This is a genomic window from Azohydromonas caseinilytica, assembly GCF_012927045.1.
GTDB lineage: Bacteria > Pseudomonadota > Gammaproteobacteria > Burkholderiales > Burkholderiaceae_C > Azohydromonas > Azohydromonas caseinilytica.
Genome location: NZ_JABBFW010000020.1, coordinates 62,438 through 78,655 on the forward strand (window position 1 = coordinate 62,438; position 16,218 = coordinate 78,655).

The 16,218-nt window shown below is 72.4% G+C and carries 17 protein-coding genes; 9 read left to right on the forward strand and 8 right to left on the reverse strand.

The window, feature by feature from the left end:
- The first annotated feature begins 125 nt into the window (after positions 1 to 125).
- The 3 genes from HHL10_RS21920 (at position 126) to HHL10_RS21930 (ending at position 3,285) form a co-directional block, all read left to right on the forward strand.
- Complete coding sequence (locus tag HHL10_RS21920) at positions 126 to 794, forward strand: 4Fe-4S dicluster domain-containing protein (RefSeq protein WP_375138973.1); 669 nt, start codon at positions 126 to 128, stop codon at positions 792 to 794.
- Positions 791 to 1,729 (forward strand): dimethyl sulfoxide reductase anchor subunit family protein, encoded by a 939-nt coding sequence (locus HHL10_RS21925; protein ID WP_169162534.1) that lies wholly within the window; start codon positions 791 to 793, stop codon positions 1,727 to 1,729. Before HHL10_RS21920 ends, HHL10_RS21925 begins: the two co-directional genes overlap by 4 nt.
- Before the next feature lie 269 nt (positions 1,730 to 1,998).
- Positions 1,999 to 3,285, forward strand: coding sequence for an acetate kinase (locus HHL10_RS21930; RefSeq protein WP_235971714.1), 1,287 nt, complete (start codon positions 1,999 to 2,001; stop codon positions 3,283 to 3,285).
- A gap of 69 nt (positions 3,286 to 3,354) precedes the next feature.
- Here HHL10_RS21930 and HHL10_RS21935 read toward each other — a convergent pair whose 3' ends face one another.
- The 5 genes from HHL10_RS21935 to HHL10_RS21955 all read right to left on the reverse strand — a co-directional run bounded on the left by HHL10_RS21935 (position 3,355) and on the right by HHL10_RS21955 (position 9,177).
- A complete protein-coding gene (locus HHL10_RS21935; RefSeq protein WP_169162535.1) occupies positions 3,355 to 4,326 on the reverse strand; it encodes a hypothetical protein in 972 nt (323 codons plus the stop codon).
- Between the two features lie 18 nt (positions 4,327 to 4,344).
- On the reverse strand, positions 4,345 to 5,055 hold the full coding sequence (locus HHL10_RS21940) for a C39 family peptidase (protein WP_169162536.1): 711 nt from the start codon (positions 5,053 to 5,055) through the stop codon (positions 4,345 to 4,347).
- On the reverse strand, positions 5,052 to 5,462 hold the full coding sequence (locus HHL10_RS21945; protein ID WP_169162537.1) for a hypothetical protein: 411 nt from the start codon (positions 5,460 to 5,462) through the stop codon (positions 5,052 to 5,054). The genes HHL10_RS21940 and HHL10_RS21945 overlap by 4 nt, the downstream gene beginning before the upstream one ends.
- Positions 5,463 to 5,525: 63 nt before the next feature.
- On the reverse strand, positions 5,526 to 7,310 hold the full coding sequence (locus HHL10_RS21950) for a serine-rich family protein (protein ID WP_169162538.1): 1,785 nt from the start codon (positions 7,308 to 7,310) through the stop codon (positions 5,526 to 5,528).
- Positions 7,311 to 7,842: 532 nt separating this feature from the next.
- Positions 7,843 to 9,177, reverse strand: a complete 1,335-nt coding sequence (locus HHL10_RS21955; protein ID WP_169162539.1) for a sigma-54 dependent transcriptional regulator — start codon at positions 9,175 to 9,177, stop codon at positions 7,843 to 7,845.
- A 308-nt stretch (positions 9,178 to 9,485) separates the two neighbouring features.
- On the opposite strand from HHL10_RS21955, the gene HHL10_RS21960 reads away from it, so the two are divergent.
- From HHL10_RS21960 to HHL10_RS21970, 3 genes are all read left to right on the forward strand, one after another.
- On the forward strand, positions 9,486 to 10,184 hold the full coding sequence (locus HHL10_RS21960; RefSeq protein WP_235971715.1) for a Crp/Fnr family transcriptional regulator: 699 nt from the start codon (positions 9,486 to 9,488) through the stop codon (positions 10,182 to 10,184).
- 91 nt (positions 10,185 to 10,275) lie between these two features.
- On the forward strand, positions 10,276 to 10,467 hold the full coding sequence (locus HHL10_RS21965) for a YgaP family membrane protein (RefSeq protein WP_169162540.1): 192 nt from the start codon (positions 10,276 to 10,278) through the stop codon (positions 10,465 to 10,467).
- 125 nt (positions 10,468 to 10,592) lie between these two features.
- Positions 10,593 to 11,363, forward strand: coding sequence for a 5'-methylthioadenosine/adenosylhomocysteine nucleosidase (locus tag HHL10_RS21970; protein ID WP_169162541.1), 771 nt, complete (start codon positions 10,593 to 10,595; stop codon positions 11,361 to 11,363).
- Positions 11,364 to 11,371: 8 nt separating this feature from the next.
- On the opposite strand, the gene HHL10_RS21975 is transcribed toward HHL10_RS21970, so the two are convergent.
- On the reverse strand, positions 11,372 to 11,725 hold the full coding sequence (locus tag HHL10_RS21975; RefSeq protein ID WP_169162542.1) for a DUF2917 domain-containing protein: 354 nt from the start codon (positions 11,723 to 11,725) through the stop codon (positions 11,372 to 11,374).
- Between the two features lie 109 nt (positions 11,726 to 11,834).
- Positions 11,835 to 12,161 (reverse strand): DUF2917 domain-containing protein, encoded by a 327-nt coding sequence (locus tag HHL10_RS21980; protein ID WP_169162543.1) that lies wholly within the window; start codon positions 12,159 to 12,161, stop codon positions 11,835 to 11,837.
- Positions 12,162 to 12,312: 151 nt separating this feature from the next.
- Here HHL10_RS21980 and HHL10_RS21985 point away from each other — a divergent pair, with 151 nt between their 5' ends.
- The 3 genes from HHL10_RS21985 to HHL10_RS21995 all read left to right on the forward strand — a co-directional run bounded on the left by HHL10_RS21985 (position 12,313) and on the right by HHL10_RS21995 (position 15,624).
- Positions 12,313 to 13,758 carry an aminotransferase-like domain-containing protein gene (locus tag HHL10_RS21985; protein ID WP_169162544.1) on the forward strand — a complete coding sequence of 482 codons (1,446 nt, stop codon included), beginning with the start codon at positions 12,313 to 12,315 and terminating at the stop codon, positions 13,756 to 13,758.
- 25 nt (positions 13,759 to 13,783) lie between these two features.
- Positions 13,784 to 15,229, forward strand: coding sequence for an aminotransferase-like domain-containing protein (locus HHL10_RS21990; RefSeq protein WP_169162545.1), 1,446 nt, complete (start codon positions 13,784 to 13,786; stop codon positions 15,227 to 15,229).
- Positions 15,230 to 15,360: 131 nt separating this feature from the next.
- Positions 15,361 to 15,624, forward strand: a complete 264-nt coding sequence (locus HHL10_RS21995) for a hypothetical protein (RefSeq protein WP_169162546.1) — start codon at positions 15,361 to 15,363, stop codon at positions 15,622 to 15,624.
- A gap of 36 nt (positions 15,625 to 15,660) precedes the next feature.
- Here HHL10_RS21995 and HHL10_RS22000 read toward each other — a convergent pair whose 3' ends face one another.
- Entirely contained in the window at positions 15,661 to 15,876 is a 216-nt protein-coding gene (locus HHL10_RS22000) for a hypothetical protein (RefSeq protein WP_169162547.1), read from the reverse strand.
- Between the last annotated feature and the right edge of the window lie 342 nt (positions 15,877 to 16,218).

Below are 16,218 nucleotides of genomic sequence, written 5' to 3' on the forward strand. Positions count from 1 at the left end.
GCCTGGCGCTCGAAAGCTGGTGGTCGGGGCTGTGGCGGGAGAGCGGCGAGGCGCCGCGGCAGCCCCTGGCGCGGCCCGTCGCGGCGGAGCCGCAGAAGTCCGGGGCCGCCGCCCGGAGTGACACCCTGGCGCGCCAGCTGGCGCTGGTGATCGACCTGGACGCGTGCGTGGGTTGCCAAGCTTGCGTGGTGTCGTGCAAGCAGTGGAACAGCAGCGGCAGCGCCGGGCTGCCGCCCGATCCCGGCGCCTGGGAGGCCTCGCCGCACGGCACCTTCTTCAACCGCGTGCAGACCTGGGAGGCGGGCCGCTTCCCGCACACGCAGACGCTGCACCTGCCCAAGAGCTGCCTGCATTGCCAGGACCCGCCCTGCGTGCCGGTGTGTCCGACCGGCGCAAGCACCAAGCGCGCCGAGGACGGCATCGTGCTCATCGATGCGGACAAGTGCATCGGCTGCAAGTACTGCAGCTGGGCTTGCCCTTACGGCGCGCGCGAGTACGACGAGGCGCGCGGCGTGATGACCAAGTGCACGCTGTGCGTGGACCGCATCCATGACACGCAGCTGCCGGCGGAGGACCGCCAGCCCGCCTGTGTGAAGGCCTGCCCGACCGGGGCGCGGCTGTTCGGCGACGTCAACGATCCGGGTTCCGAGGTGTCGCGCGCCGTGGCCAAGCGCGGCGGCTACGCGCTGATGCCGGAATGGGACACCCGGCCCGCCAACCGCTACCTGCCGCGGCGCGGCCCGGCTGCCGCCGGCGAGGCCAGCCAGCCCGAGGGCGAGGAGGGCGCTGAATGAACCCGTCCTTCGCCATCGTGCTGTTCACCACGCTGGCCGGGAGCGCCCAGGGGTTGAGTGTGGCGCTGGCGTTCGCGGCGCTGGCCGGCGTGGCGCCGGCGCCGGGCGTGCTGCTGCTCGCGCTCGGGGTGGCGCAAGCGCTGCTGCTGGTCGCGCTGGCTTCGGCCTTCGCGCACCTGGGCCGCCCGGAGCGGGCCTGGCGCGCGGCGGCGATGTGGCGCACGTCGTGGATGTCGCGCGAGGTCATCGTGTTGCCCGCCTTCATGGCCGCCGTGGCGGGCTGGGCGTTGGCAGTGTGGTGCCAGGCGCCGGCCGGTGCGCAGGCGCTGCTGGCGGCGGGGGTGCTGGCCCTGGCGGCGCTGCTGTGGCTGTGCACGGGGATGATCTATGCCTGCCTGCGCATGGTGCGGGAGTGGGCGCATCCGCTGACGGTGCTGAACTACGCGCTGATGGGCCTGTGCTCCGGCGCGGTGCTGGCCGGGGCGCTGGCGGCAGCCGCGGGCGAGGGCGCCTTCGCCAGGCGCCTGCAGCCCTGGGCGCTGGCCCTGACGCTGCTGGCCTGGGCCGGGCGGGCGCTGGCGCTGCGGCGCAATGCGGCGCTGGTGCCGCGCTCCACGCCGCAGTCCGCCACGGGGCTGCGCGGCGTGCGCGTGGTGCAGCTGTCCAGGGGCTTCACCGGCGGCAGCCACAACACGCGGGAGTTCTTCCATGGCGCTTCGCCTTGGGCCGTGCGGCAGGTGAAACCGCTGTTCCTGATGCTGGCCTTCAAGCTGCCCGCGCTGCTGCTGGCGCTGCCGTGGATAGGTGTGTGGGACAGCACCTGGATCTGGGGGCTGGCTGTGCTGCTGCAGACCCTGGGGCTGCTGGCCGAGCGCTGGTTCTTCTTCGCCCACGTGCGCCACCCGCAGAACCTGTACTACCAGGCGGTGGCCTGAGCCCGTGCCGCGGCGAGCTCCCCGATGGCGGAGCTTGCCGCGCCGCGCCTGCGCGCGGGGCTCAAACGTGGGGTCCACAGGAGCCGGTACAGCCGGGATAGTTGAAGAAGACAACGATCAGCACTCGTGCCTGATCCTGTCCGGGTGCCTGTCAGGGGAGACTGGCCGCAACGCAGCCTGTCAACGGCCAGGGGCCGGGTTCCTGGCGAGCGGCTGCGCGGGCCCTTCACCTCAGCGGCACCCCTTCAGCAAATCACCAAGGGAAGTCGATGACCAAGCCGCGTATCGCGCAATTGTCGTGGCCTGCCGTGTCGCTCTGCCTGCTGGCCGGTGCGGCCGCCTCGGCCGGCGAGCCGGAGGGCGAGGCCCAGTCCAGGCTGGACGCGCTGCAGCGCCAGATCAACCAGCAAATGGAGCAGCTGCAGGTGCTGCAACGGACCATGGCCCAGGAGCAGCGCCGCCTCAACGAGATCAAGGAGGCGCTGGGCCTCACGGCGCTGGACGCCCAGCGCGGTGCCGGGACGGCGGCCGGTGCCGCGCAGCCCCAGCAGACGGCCCAGGCCGCGCAGGCCCAGCCCGCCGAGCCCGTGGGCCAGGCGCCGCAGGCCGACAACCGTGCCGCCCAGGTGGCGCAGATCTTCGAGCAACCGGGCGTGCTCACCCCACGCGGCAAGATGGTGCTGGAGCCCTCGCTGCAGTACGCCTACTCATCGAACAACCGCGTGGCGCTGGTGGGCTACACCATCATCCCGGCCATCACCATCGGCGTGATCGACGTGCGCGAGGTCAAGCGCAGCACCTTCACCGCGGCGCTCACCGGGCGCTACGGCATCACCAACCGGCTGGAGCTGGAGGCGCGCGTGCCCTACACCTACCGCACCGACGACAGCATCGTCAGCGAGATCACGCCGCGCACCGAAAGCCTGCCCTTCAGCGCCTCGGGCCACGGCATCGGCGACGTCGAGCTCACCGCGCGATACCAGCTTACCGACGGCGGGGTCAACAAGCCCTACTACATCGGCAGCCTGCGCTACAAGTCGCGCACCGGCAAGGACCCCTTCGAGGTCGTCACCACGCCGGGCCAGACCCGCTACTTCTCCGGCTACCAGAACGAGCTGCCCACGGGCTCGGGCTTCCATGGCCTGCAGCCCGCGCTCACCGTGCTGTACCCGTCCGATCCGGCGGTCTTCTTCGGCTCGATCAGCTACCTCTACAGCCTCCCGCGCAACAACATCACGGCCCACTACAGCGACGGGCCGGTGATGATCGACCGTGTCGCTCCGGGCGGCGTGTTCGGCTTCAACTTCGGCATGGGCTTGGCGCTCAACGAGAAGTCGTCGTTCAGCCTGGGCTATGACCACAGCTCGGTGGGCCGGACCAAGACCACGGTGGGCGGCGTGACCAGCGAATCGCTGCGCACGCAGCTCGGCACGCTGATACTGGGCTACTCGTACCGGCTCAGCCCGGAGCGCAGCCTCAACGTTTCGCTCGGTGTGGGCGTCACGCGCGACACGCCGGACGTCACTCTGACGGTGCGCATGCCGATGACCTTCTGAACGAGCGGTCGGGCCCGAGGCCCGACCGTCGTGTGGCGCGCCGGCGCGCTGCAGACTTGGCCCGCGGCTTCAGCGCCGCAGCGCGTCGGTGATGGCGCCGCGCACGTTGCGCTCCAGGTCCAATGACTTCAGCACGCTCAGGCTGTTGGCCGTGGCGTTGATTACGGTCATGGTCTGGATCTTCTGGCCGTTGAGCGTGTTCTGGATCACGGTGCCGATGGCCGCCGGCCCCAGGTTGTTGAGCACCGTGTTGCCGGCGCCGCTCTGGATCAGCGCGATGCGCGTGCCGGCATCGGCCAAGTCCAGCGAAGCGCCCTTGCCCGCTGACAGGGCGCCCAGCTCGGACAGGTTCAGGCTGGTCGTGGTGACGAGGTTGCCGTTGACGTACACGGCCCGTTCGATGCCGAAGGAAATCTTCAGCCCACCGTCGCCGATGAAGCCGCCGCGCATGGTGTCGAGCGTGCTTTCATCGAGGGCCGCCACGACTTGGGCGCCTGTACGGAAGCCCGCCGGTGCCGCTGGCGCGCGGGCCGCGTCGATCGGGGCGGGTACGGTGGGCGTGGCGGCCAGGGCCGCCTGCCTGGAAGGCGCTGCCGCGGCATCGGAGAGCACGGGAGGCTGCGCCGTCGGCGATACGGTCGCCGGCCCTGGCGCCGATACCTGTGCAACCGGCTCGCTGCCCGGCGGCTGGCGTTGTGCCTTCTCAGGGGCCGATGCAAGCCCGGCGGAGCTGAAGGCCACTGTGGGCTCTTGCGAGAAGCCCATGATGTTGCGGACCTGCCGTTCTTCCTTTGATGCCGGCTCGGCACTGCGCATGTCCGTGGGCGCCGCCGTGGCCATCGCGGCCGCTGGCCGCGGTACGGAGGGCGCGGGCGTGCCGCCCAAACCCAGTGCCTGGCGCACGGCTTCGGCGGCGTCGCGCGGGAGCTGTTGCGTCAGGCCCTGGCCGGCCTGCTGGGCATGGGCCCGCAGGCCCGGCATGGCGCAGGCCGCCCCCAGTGCCGTACTCAACAGCAGGGTCCGGCTCAAACATCGTTTCATGGCGTGAGCGGTCCTGCGTCAGAAGTCCGAGGGGCCCAGGCGCGGCAGCACGATGCCGCCCAGCCCGTCGCGTTGCACACCATCGCCCAGCGAAGCCACGGGCGCGACGCGCCAGTCTTCGGGCGCGTTGAAGCGGGCGGCTTCCTGCCGGTTGCTGATGACGAACAGGATGCGGTTGACCCAGATCGTCTCGAAGTCCGATTGCGCCATCGAGCGCGTGCCACCCGAAGGGTCGCCGATCAGGATGCGGCCTTCCTGCAGCCCCTTGACGACCACGAAGTGGTTGTAGCCGTTGTCGTTGATCAGCACGATGGCCGGGATGCCGGCCTGACGCAGGGCGTCCAGCGGCGCCTCGAAGCCGTTGGCCTCGAAACCATGGTGTTCGAGGTAGCGCTTCATGTCGAGCAGCGAGAAGCCCTGCTGCCGGATCTTGGCCTGGTCACCCTGACGGAACATCTCCTCGAACGCCGTCTGCTCCGACACCGCCACGCCGTAGTGGTAGGTCAGGAGCGTGGACAGCGCGGCCGAGCCGCAGCTGAAGTCAAACTGCTGGCGCATCGTGGTGCTGAAGCGGGCTTCCTGCAGGCTGCGTGTCGGTACCGCAAAGGCGCCGCCGATCTGCACGGGCAGCTCGACGGAGCCCGCATGCGCGGTACCCGCGCCGGCCAGGACCAGTGCGGCGGCGAGGCCGGCGAGCCGGCCTCGGGCAAGGCGCGGGGAAAGGCTCATTTCAGCTGTACGTTCACGATGGTGGCGTTCTGGATGAGCACGTTGTTGCCGCTGTTCTGGACCACCATGGGCAGCCCCGCGGCGTTGGCGAAGGCGCCGTCGCTGATGGCGTTGTTGCCGGTGGCGAGGTTGCTGGCTTGGTTGCCGCTCACGACGCCATTGAGCTTCATGTCATTGATGGCGGTGCCGCCTCGATTCGCGGCCAGCACGTCGGCCGCGACAGGCTTGCTCCCGAGCGGGCCCGGGCGGGCGGCGGGCGGCGTGGCCGCCGTGGCGGCTGCGGCCAAAGGCGGGTCGGATGGCGGCGCTTCAGCCGGCGCATCCGACGCCTGGGCCGACCCTGCCCACTGCAGCAGCGCCAGCAGGGCCAGGGCGGCGCCGGGCGCCTGCCGGAAACCGTTGAGCATGTAGCCTCCTTGGGTGGTTCGGTGGAAAAGGGCTGTCAGGGGGCCCTGACAGCCCCCGCAGGCTCAGCGGCCCAGCCTCATGTTGGCCTGGACGTTGACGCTCTGCTGCACCAGCGCACCGATGCCCGAGTTCTGGCTCAGCACCATGATGCCGGCGGCGTTCTGCGCCGTACCGCTCATGTTGTTGGACATGTTGAACGCGCCGGTGGTCACCGAGTGGTTGCCGCTGCTGCCGCCCGCGCCGCCCATGGCGCCGTTGCCCGCGCCCGCCGTCGCCATGCCGCCAACGCCGTTGCCGCCGCCGCCGTTGCCGCCGCTGGCGCCGTTGCCGCCGTCGCCACCCGCGGCGCCGCTGCCGCCGCTGGTGCTGCCGGTGGACGCGGTCGAGGTCACTGCGCCACTGCCGGCGTCACCGCTGGTGGCCGTGCCGCCCGCCGCACCGTTGCCGGCCGTGTTGGTGGCCGCGCCTCCGGCGCCCGCGGTGGCGGTGTTGCCGCCGGTGGTGGCGGTGCCCGTGGCCGTGCCGGCGCCGGCGGTGGACGTGGCCGCGCCATTGCTGCCCGCGCCGGCCGTGCTGGTGGCCGAGCCGCTGGTGCTGCCTGAGGAAGCGGTGGAGGTATTGGTGCCGGCCCCGCCGGTGGCGGTGCCCGTGCCGGTGGCGGCACCCGCGGTGCTGGTGCCGGTACCCGCGCCGGCCGTGCTCGTGGCGCGGCCGGTGCCCGTGGCAGCGCCGGCCGTGCTGGTGGCCGTGCCCGCGCCCGCCGTGCCGGTGGCCCGGCCGTCCGCAGTGCCTGCACCGCCGGTGCTGGTGCCGCGGCCCGCGCCGGCCGTGGCGGTTGCCGTGGAGGTGTTGCCGCTGGCGTCGCTGGTGGAGCGGTTGCCGGAGCCGCCGGCCGTGGGCGTGGCGCTGGCCGTGGAGCTGCTGTAGCCGCCGCGGCCCGTGGCGGTGGAGGCGCCGCCGGTGGACGAGGTGTCGGCGGTGGTGGTGTTGGCGCCGCCCCGGCCGGTGGCCGTGGACGCGCCACCCGTGCTGCCCTGGGTGGCGGTGGCGGTGCTGGTGCCGCCGGTGCCCGTGGCGCTGGAGCGTCCGCCCGTGGAGGTGTTGCTGGCGGTGGCCTCGCCGCCGGTGCCCGTGCCGCTGGCAGTGGCCCTGCCGCCGGTGCTGGTCTGCGTGGCGGTGGAGGCGCCGCCGCGGGCGGTGCTGGTCAGCGAGGAATCACCGCCCGTGGCCGTGGTGGTCTGGTTGGCATTGCCGCCGGAGGTGGTGGCCGAGCCGCCGTTGGCGCCCGTGGCCGCCCCGGTGGAGCCACCGGCGCCGCCCGCGCCGGCCGTGGCGGTGCTCCTGCCGCCGGTGGAGCTGGCGTCGCCCGTGCTGGCCGCGCCGCCGCTGGCGGTGCCGCCCGCGCCGCCGCCGCCGCCGGCGCCGCCGGCGCCGCCCGCCGCGCCGTCGCCCCGCCCGCCCGTGCCCGATCCGCCGTTGGCCGTGCCTCCCGTGCCGGCACCGCCGGCGCCGCCGGCGCCGCCGGTGGAGGTGCCCTCGTTGGTGGCGTAGTTGCCGATGTTGGAGATCCGCAGCCCGGTCACGGTGCCGTTGAGCGTGCTCCTGGCCACGGCCGTGCTGGTGTTGAAGGCGTTGCTCACGTTCGAGGTGGCGGTCGCGCCGTTGAGGGCCGCCGCAGCGCCGGCAGCCGAGGCCGTGGCGGTGCCGCTGTTGCTGCGGGAGGAGGTCGCCGTCTGCGTCACTCTCGACTCGCCTTGCGTCGTGCCCGTGCTCGTGGAGGGCTCATCCGCGAATGCCGGTACGGCGAAGGCCACGCCCAGGGCGGCAGCCAGGATTGTCTTTCTCATCAGTTCACTCCTTGAACAGTCTCAAGCGGAGGCGGTCCGGCCCCATCGCCGGCTCACTCCGGACGGGAGCATCGCAACTTCGATGTCTTCTCGACAAATCATCAACAAGTAACTGTCGCGACTGAAGTTTTTCAGGTTCTGGCGGCCGACGGCGAGGGCAACCCAAACGGGTGTCGAGGCGCCGTCTGTCACATCGGTGAAACGCCTCCAACGTGCCCAAGTCGTTGCCAGGACAACCTTTGCAGAGTGAAATGGTGACCGATACCGGCATACCGGCTCCATGGCGCAGGCGTCACGCGGATGTGACACCTGCGTCCCAGTCGCCGGCGGTCGGACAGGACTGCGGCGGCTGCAAGGCCGTGGGAGCGCATGCAGCCGTCCACCTGATCCGGGGAGGGGCTTTGTTGCGGCCAGGGAAGGGAAGTGGCTGCACACGCCCTCAGGCCGCCCCCTGCACGGCAGGGCGGCGGCGTGGTGGCTTCGGTCTTCAGGCCGGCGGGCGGATGCGCTGAGAAGGCGCCGCCGGCGGTGTTCAGTGGCGGATGCCGTGCTTGGCCATGAGCCGGTACAGCGTCATGCGCGAGATGCCCAGCTCCCGTGCCGCCTGGGTCACGTTGCTGCCCGCGCGCCGCAGGCTGGCAAGGATGGCGTTGCGCTCGGCGGCCGTGCGCGCCATGTCGAGCGCGTCGGCCGGGTCAAGGGACGGTGCCTGTTCGAAGCCGAGATCCTCGGGCCGGATCAGCCGGCGGCTGGCCATCACCACGGCACGGCGAATGCGGTTGTTGAGCTCGCGCACGTTGCCGGGCCAGGCATGCGCCTGCAGACTGGCCAGCGCCCCGCGGCTGAAGCCGCGCAGGCCCGGGCGCCGCTCATGGGCATACAGCGCGTAGAAATGCTGCGCCAGCAGGGCGATGTCCTGCGGGCGCTCGCGCAGCGGCGGCATCTGCAGGTGCAGCACGCTCAGCCGGTAGTAGAGGTCCTGGCGGAAGCGGCCGGCACGGGCGGCCTCCTCCAGCTGCACGTGCGTGGCGGCGATGACGCGCACGTCCACCTCGATGTCCTGGGCGGAGCCCGGCCGGTGGATGCTGCGCTCCTGCAGCAGGCGCAACAGCGCAATCTGCAGGCCCGGCGGCAGGTCCGCCACCTCGTCGAGGAACAGCGTGCCGCCATTGGCCGCCTGCAGGTGGCCGCCCAGGTGCTGGAGCCCGGCCGCGGCCTCGCCCCGGAGCGGACCTGCGGGCTCGGCGGGGAACAGCGGGCTTTGGAGGCTGCCGCAGTCCAGCGCCACGAAGGGGCCGTCCCGCCGCGGCGAGCACAAGTGGATGGCGTGGGCGGCGAGCTCCTTGCCGGTGCCGCTCTCGCCCTGCACCAGCACGGGCGCGTCCACCCGGGCCACGCGCCGGATCTGGGCCAGCAGCTGCCGGGTGGCCGGGCTGCGCCCGACGATGCCCACGTCGGCCTGCTCGCTGGCCAGGTTGCGCCGCTCCTGCCTCAAGGCGGCCAGCCCGTGGGCATGGCCCAGCGTCGCCAGCAGCCGCGGCATGTCGGGGGGCAGATGGTGATGGTCGAACAGGCCGCCGAGCACAAGGTCCAGACAGGCCGGCTGCCTCAGGGCCTGGCGCTGCAGCAGCGCCACCCACACCAGCTCGGTGGCCTGCACGAACTCGCCCGCGCGCGCCCATGCCGCCTCGTCCTCGGACGTGGACACGAGCAGGCCCACCGTGATGCTCGTGTCGCGCAGCGTGCGCTCGGCCGCGGCGAAGTCCGGGACGCTGTACACCTGCCAGCCCGCCTGGGCCAGGCCGGCCTGCAGCGCTTCCAGACGCTGACCGACACACAACAGCCGGCGCGGCGGGCCGCTGTCCATGCGCTGCTTCAAGGGTGTTTGCCGGCCTGCGGCGCCCGGGCTCTCGCCATCGCCGCCGGCTTTCAGCCTCGCGGGCAGCGATATGGCCTCGTCGTCCATTGGTTCTCCCACTTTCTTATTTGTTTCGCCAGCCCAGGTACAGCCACTGCACTGCCTGACGACGGGAGGTTGAACTTAGCCCGGACACCCTCTGGCGGCGTACGCGGACTTTGGGGGATCGGCTGCCAGGGCGCCGCCGCAGCCGGGTGGGCGGCCGGGTCCGGCGTGGGCCGGCGGGTCCGGCTGTGACAGTTGTTTACAGTTGCTGCATGAGCAATATCAATAACGATCCGACGGGTGCCTTGAGCCTGATGGGCCGCCTGGCAACGTGCTATCCCGAGCTGCCGCTGCCGCCCGAGGCCGGCCAGGCCGGGACGCCCTTCGCGCTGCCGGCGCCGGTGACGGTGCCCGCCGGCGTGGTGCTGTTCGACGAGGCTGCCCCCTGCGGCGGCTTCCCGCTGGTGCTCGATGGCGAGGTGCGCGTGGCGCGCGGCACGCCGCGGGGCCGCTCCATCGAGCTGTACCGCGTCGGGCCCGGCGAGATCTGCGTGGTGTCCACCGCGTCGCTGTTCGGCTCCGCACCCATGCCGGCCCATGGCGTGACGGCCGTGCCGACCCAGCTGCTGCTGCTGTCGCCGGCCACCTTCGAGGCCTGGACCGGCCACCTGCCTTTCCGCCGCCACGTGTTCGGCCTGTTCGCGGAGCGGCTGTCCGACGTCATTGCGCTGGCCGAGGCCGTCGCGTTCCAGCGCCTGGACCAGCGCCTGGCCGCCGCGCTGCTGGGCCATGGTGCCGTGGTGGCGCTGACGCACCAGGGCCTGGCCGACGAGCTGGGCACCGTGCGCGAGATGGTGACCCGGCTGCTGCGCCGCTTCGAGCGCGCCGGCTGGGTGGCGCTGGGGCGCGAGCGCATCGAGGTGGCCGACGCCGCGGCGCTGCGCCGCGTGGCCGAGGGCGAGCCGGCCTGAGCCTTGGTGACTGCGGTCACAGACGGCGGGCCTCTCCTGGACCAACATTGCCGGCATCCGGCTGCGGGCCGGCATGTCACAGGAGGCTCAAATGACGAAGAACGAAGGTTCCCTGGATCGCGCCCTGCGCGCGCTGGCCGGCGTGACGCTGATCGGCCTGGCCGCCATCGGCACCATCGGGGCCTGGGGCTGGATCGGCGTGGTGCCGCTGGCCACGGCGGCCATCGGCTGGTGTCCGCTCTACCGGCTGCTGGGCATCAACACCTGCGGGCTCAGGCGCTGAGCGCCGCGCCGGGCGGCCTGCCGCGCGTGGCCGATACTCCCGCCCGCGCCGGCCCGGTGGCGGCGCGGGACGGTCGTCCCTTCATCCATCGATTGACGCGGGACAGCCGCGGGAAGGTTCGAGTTATGGGACGCCTGGCCATCGTGAGCGCCATGGAATCGGAACTGCGCGGGCTGCTGGCCTCGCTGCCGCAGGCCGAATGCGTGCGGCGCGCGGGGCGCGAGTTCTGGGTGGGGTCGCTGGGCGGCCACGAGGTGGTGCTGGTGCGCTCGCTCATCGGCAAGGTGGCCGCGGCCACCACCGCGGCGGTGCTGCTGGAGCATTTCGGCGTGGAATCGCTGCTGTTCACCGGCGTGGCCGGCGGATTGGGCGCCGACGTCCGCATCGGCGACATCGTCGTCGCCGGCGACCTGCTGCAGCACGACATGGATGCCTCGCCCATCTTCCCGCGCTTCGAGGTGCCGCTGTACGGCACCGACCGCTTCACGGCCGACGCGGCGCTGTCGGCGCGGCTGCACGCCGCCTGCGAGGAGGTGCTGACGGCCATCGAGGCCGGGCGCTGCGAGGAGCTGTCGCGCGCGCAACTGGAAGACTGCGGCGTGCGCCACGCGCCGCGCGTGCACCGCGGGCTGATCCTCAGCGGCGACCGCTTCGTCAGCAGCGCGGCCGAGGCGCGCGCGCTGCAGGCTGACCACCCGGCGGCGCTGGCCGTGGAGATGGAAGGCGCGGCGCTGGCGCAGGTGGCCCACGACTTCGGCGTGCCCTGCGCCGTGATGCGCACCATCTCCGACCGCGCCGACGACTCGGCGCACGTGGACTTCAACCGCTTCATCGCCGACGTGGCCAGCCGCTACACGCACGCGGTGGCGATGTCGCTGCTGGGCATGGCGGGCTGAGAAGCGGCTCAGCCGTTGCAGCCCCCGTCCAGCGCCTTGAGGTCCGGCGCCGCCGGGCGCAGCACCGGCCAGCGGGGCAGCCGCCGCGCCAGTGCCGCCAGGGCGCGGCCGGCCCGCGCGAACCAGCCGGCCTCGACCGGTTCCAGCCGCAACCGGGCGGCCACCGGGCCGTCGCACTCGATCACCGCGCCCGGCCCCAGCCGCAGGGCGTGGCCGGCGCTGACGAAGAGGTCCTCGCCGTAGCCGCTGCAGGTCAGCCACACCCGGCCCCGCAGCACGAAGAGTTCGCGGCCGTCGGCATGGTCCAGGCGCCGGGCGGTGCCGGGCGCCAGCTCGAAGCAGGAAGCGGCGATGGTGTCCATGGTGTTCTCCAGGCTCGGGGCGGCGGGATGCCGCGCGGGGAAGGGGGCCCTGCCGGTGCAGTGCCGGGCCGCCCGGTCGTGCTCTGTTGCGGCCGGCCCGGTTTGGGGTTCAAACCCGGCGCGGTGCGGGCGCCAGTTGCACGCCCTGCAGCCGAAGCGCCAGCCGGGCCAGCGCCCGGGCGGTCAGCGCGGCGGCCCACCACAGCCGGCCATGCGCGGGCAGCAATTGCAGCCGCGCGGCGCCGGGGCTGTCGCATTCGATGACGGCGCCGGGGCCCAGGCGCAGGCGGTCGCCGGCGCTCAGGAACAGGTCCTGCGAGCCGCCGTCGCAGGTCACCCAGAGGCGGCCGCTGAACACCAGCAGTTCGCGGCCGGCGGCGTGGGACAACCCCAGCGCGCTGCCGGGGGCCAGATCGAAGGTGGAGGTGGTGTCCATGGCAACCAATGTCGGCGCCGCGGCCCGACCCGCACAGATGCAGATCGCGACCAATACAGCAAGGACAGCGCCGTGCCGGGCGCGACTGTGCCGGTCGGCTGCAGCGGTATCTGTACTGCTCCGGATGTGAGGGACCGGTACAGAATCGGGCATGGACCGTACCCCCGACACCCTGTACCTGCGCATCGCCGACCAGCTGGCCGGCTCCATCCGCTCCGGCACGCTGGCGCGCGGCGAGCGCATCGCCTCCGTGCGCGAGCTGGCGCGCCAGCAGGGCGTGTCGATGGCCACGGTGGTGCAGGCCTACCGCACGCTGGAGGACGCGCGGCTCATCGAGGCCCGGCCGCGCTCGGGCTACTTCGTGGCCGGGCGCGCGGGGCGGCGCCCGCCCGAGCCCGACACCACGCCGCTGCCGGCGCAGTCGCACGCCGTGGCGGTGAGCTCGATGGGCGCGCGCGTGTTCCGCATGGCGCAGGACCCCGAGTTCGTGTCTTTCGGCGCCGCCACGCCCGGGGAGGCGCTGTTTCCGCACGAGCGCATCCGCCGCGCCGTCAGCCGCGCGGCGCAGCGGCATCGCGCGTCGATGAGCCACTACCCGCTGGGCACGGGCACGGCCGAGCTGCGCCGCGCCATCGCGCGCCAGGCGCTGACCATGGGCTGCCAGCTCGACCTGCGCGACATCCTGGTCACCAACAGCTGCCTGGAATCCGTGAGCCTGTGCCTGCGCGCCGTGACCAAGCCCGGCGACGTGGTGGCGCTGGAGTCGCCCACCTACTTCGGCTTCCTGGAGATCCTGGAGAGCATGCACCTGCGCGCGCTGGAGATTCCCACGCACCCGCGCCAGGGCATGTCCGTGGACGCGCTGTCCCTGGCACTGGATACCCAGCCGGTGAAGGCGGTGCTGGCGGTGCCGACGCTGTCCAACCCGCTGGGCTCGTGCATGCCGCTGGCCGAGCGCCGGCGCCTGGCGCAGCTGGTGGCGCAGCGCGGCGTGCCGCTGATCGAGGACGTGATCTACAACGCCCTGTGCGAGCACGACGAGCAGCGCCGCGCCGTGCGCAGCTACGACGACACCGGGCACGTGATGATCTGCGGCTCCTTCTCCAAGACCGTGGCGCCGGGGCTGCGCGTGGGCTACGTGGACGCCGGGCGCTGGTCCGAGCCGGTGCAGCGCCTCAAGGCCGTGCACTCGGGCAGCCACACCGAGTTCCTGGAGCAGGCCGTGGCCGACCTGCTGACGCAGCCCGGCACCGAGAGCGCCTACCGCCAGCTGCGCAACACGGTGGCCGCGCGCGTGGACGAGGCGCGCGACATCGTCGCCGAGAGCTTCCCCAGGGGCACGCGCGTCACCGACCCGCCCGGCGGCTACATCCTGTGGGTCGAGCTGCCGGCGGGCAGCGACTCGATGGCGCTGTTCGAGGCCTGCCTGCGCGAGCGCATCTGCATCGCGCCGGGCACGATGTTCAGCACCACCGGGCGCTACCGGCACTGCATCCGCCTGGGCCTGGGCGGACGCTGGGATGACGCCGCGCGCGCCGCGCTGCGCCGCGTGGGCGAGCTGGCGCACCGGCCGGACGTGGCCGGCGGCGCGGACTGACGCGGCATCGGACGAAGAGCTCCCCATGGACCGTGCCCCCGACACCCTGTACCTGCACCTGGCCGACCAGCTCGCCGGCTCGATCCGCGCCGGCACGCTGGCGCGCGGCGAGCGCCTGGCCTCCGTGCGCGAGCTGGCGCGCCAGCGCGGCGTGTCGGTGTCCACGGTGGTGCAGGCCTACCGCACGCTGGAGGACGCACGGCTGATCGAGGCCCGGCCGCGCTCGGGCTACTTCGTGGCCGGGCGTGCCGGGCGGCGTCCGGCCGAGCCCGACACCACGCCGTTGCCGGCGCAGGCGCAGCTCGTGGCCGTGAGTTCGCTCGCCGCCAAGGTGATGGCGCTGGCGAACGATCCGGACGTGCTCTCCTTCGGCGCCGTGTGCCCCGACGCCGAGCTGTTCCAGCAGGAGCGCGTGCGCCGCGCCGTGAGCCGCGCCGCGCAGCGGCACCGGGCCTCGCTGTGCCGCTATCCCTCGGGCAGCGGCGCGCTGGAGTTCCGCCGCGCCGTGGCGCGCCAGGCGCTGGCCCTGGGCTGCCAGCTCGACCCGGAACGCATCGTCTCCACCACCGGCTGCCAGGCCGCCATCAGCCTGTGCCTGCGCGCCGTGACCCAGCCCGGCGACGTGGTGGCGCTGGAGTCGCCCACCTCCTTCGGCTTCCTGGAGCTGCTGGAGAGCCTGCACCTGCGCGCCCTGGAGATTCCGACACACCCGCGCCAAGGCATGTCGGTGGACGCGCTGTCGCTGGCGCTGGACACGCAGCCGGTCAAGGCGGTGCTGGCCGTGCCCACGCTGTCGAACCCGCTGGGCTCTTGCATGCCGGTGGGCGAGCGCCGGCGCCTGGCGCAACTGGTGGCGCAGCGCGGCGTGCCGCTGATCGAGGACGTGATCTACAACCCCTTGTGCGGGCCCGAGCACCGCCGCGCGGTGCGCAGCTTCGACGGCAGCGGGCACGTCATGCTGTGCGGCTCCTACTCCAAGACCATGACGCCGGGCGTGCGCGTGGGCTACGTCGAGGCCGGGCGCTGGACGCCGGAGGTGCGGCGCCTGAAGACCGTGCACTCGGGCAGCTTCACCGAGCTGATGGAGCTGGCGCTGGCGGACCTGCTGTTGCAGCCCGGGCTGGAGAGCGGCTTCCGGCAGCTGCGCACCGCCGTGGCGGCGCGGGTGGACGAGGCGCGCGGGATCGTGGCCGAGAGTTTCCCGAAGGGCACGCGCGTCACCGACCCGCCCGGCGGCTTCATCCTGTGGGTGGAGCTGCCCCCGGGCAGCGACGCGATGGCGCTGTTCGAAGCCTGCCTGTGCGAGCGCATCTGCATTGCCCCGGGCGCGATCTTCAGCACCACCGGCCGCTACCGGCACTGCCTGCGCCTGGGCCTGGGTGGACGCTGGGACGAGGCGCAGCGCCGCGCGCTGCGGCGCGTCGGGGAGTTGGCGCACCGGGTGCTGCCCGAGGCCGTGAGCACCGGCTGAACCAAGGGCAAACCCAGCCCGGGCACGACCCGGGCGCGGCCTGCGTCGCGGGCCGGGTGGTTCCCCGGGCCGTGAGGGACGACCATGGCAGACCCGTCCCTCCACCAGGCCCGCCCGGCCCGGAAGCACCCATGCAAACCCGCCTCGTCGATGCCGCCCCGTCCACCGATGACCTGCTGATCGAGAAGCTGCAGTCCCTGCGCTGGCCGCTGCAGCCGGGCGAAACCATCCGTGTCGGCATCGAGGACGCGCAGGGACGGCTGTACCGCGTCATCGAAACCAGCAGCGTGGTCGAGGCGGTGCACGTGTTCGAGCTGCTGCACGAGCTGGGGCTGGTGGCGCGGGAGCCGGGCGGCGATGGATCGCTGACGCGGATTTACCGAGGCGAGGGGTGATTTGGGTTTCTTCGAAAGACCGCGGGCGCGAACATCTCACTCGCTGACTGCCTGAATCATTTTCCTGGTGTCGGCGTATTCGCTCAGCGAGCCCGTGGCGGCGGAAACCTTGGGATCGACGCTGAGTTCCTGCATGGCAAGCCGTCCGACATGCTCAAAGCCGGTTCTGATGGCCTGCTCACCGCCATTGTGAAATCCGATCGCCGCACCAAATCTTTTCGGTCCTTGCCCGCTGTGGAATCGGCGACGCACCGGCCGCCGCCAGAATCAAAGCCAAAAACGTTGGCTCACGAATATCCCCCGGGGGTTGGACGGAAAAGGCAGTTTAACGATGAGACCCTATGGCCGGGAAGAGCGCAAATTTTTGCTGGTCAGTCGTGGAATGGCGAATCGAATATGGCCTACTGCCCAGGCGCACCTGGTTTTTCACATCGCGCATCCTTGTAAGGGCCACTGATCCTTTTCCATCCGTCCCCAAGGGATGTCTGGGCGCAGAATTCCTTGCCATCGAGCTTGCTGCGCCACAGGTACCAAGGGGCCGGCGCAGCGGTGACGGAAATGCAGAGCAGGGCCGATGCGGCCGCAATGGCAATT

Bases quoted from the DNA above. Each gene is read 5' to 3' on its own strand.
- HHL10_RS21945 (WP_169162537.1), bottom strand. From the start codon at position 5,462: ATGCTCAACGGTTTCCGGCAGGCGCCCGGCGCCGCCCTGGCCCTGCTG.
- HHL10_RS21960 (WP_235971715.1), top strand. From the start codon at position 9,486: ATGAGCAATATCAATAACGATCCGACGGGTGCCTTGAGCCTGATGGGC.
- HHL10_RS21990 (WP_169162545.1), top strand. From the start codon at position 13,784: ATGGACCGTGCCCCCGACACCCTGTACCTGCACCTGGCCGACCAGCTC.
- HHL10_RS21985 (WP_169162544.1), top strand. From the start codon at position 12,313: ATGGACCGTACCCCCGACACCCTGTACCTGCGCATCGCCGACCAGCTG.
- HHL10_RS21970 (WP_169162541.1), top strand. From the start codon at position 10,593: ATGGGACGCCTGGCCATCGTGAGCGCCATGGAATCGGAACTGCGCGGG.
- HHL10_RS21940 (WP_169162536.1), bottom strand. From the start codon at position 5,055: ATGAGCCTTTCCCCGCGCCTTGCCCGAGGCCGGCTCGCCGGCCTCGCC.
- HHL10_RS21950 (WP_169162538.1), bottom strand. From the start codon at position 7,310: ATGAGAAAGACAATCCTGGCTGCCGCCCTGGGCGTGGCCTTCGCCGTA.
- HHL10_RS21965 (WP_169162540.1), top strand. From the start codon at position 10,276: ATGACGAAGAACGAAGGTTCCCTGGATCGCGCCCTGCGCGCGCTGGCC.
- HHL10_RS21935 (WP_169162535.1), bottom strand. From the start codon at position 4,326: ATGAAACGATGTTTGAGCCGGACCCTGCTGTTGAGTACGGCACTGGGG.
- HHL10_RS21925 (WP_169162534.1), top strand. From the start codon at position 791: ATGAACCCGTCCTTCGCCATCGTGCTGTTCACCACGCTGGCCGGGAGC.
- HHL10_RS21995 (WP_169162546.1), top strand. From the start codon at position 15,361: ATGCAAACCCGCCTCGTCGATGCCGCCCCGTCCACCGATGACCTGCTG.
- HHL10_RS21930 (WP_235971714.1), top strand. From the start codon at position 1,999: ATGACCAAGCCGCGTATCGCGCAATTGTCGTGGCCTGCCGTGTCGCTC.
- HHL10_RS21980 (WP_169162543.1), bottom strand. From the start codon at position 12,161: ATGGACACCACCTCCACCTTCGATCTGGCCCCCGGCAGCGCGCTGGGG.
- HHL10_RS21975 (WP_169162542.1), bottom strand. From the start codon at position 11,725: ATGGACACCATCGCCGCTTCCTGCTTCGAGCTGGCGCCCGGCACCGCC.
- HHL10_RS21955 (WP_169162539.1), bottom strand. From the start codon at position 9,177: ATGGACAGCGGCCCGCCGCGCCGGCTGTTGTGTGTCGGTCAGCGTCTG.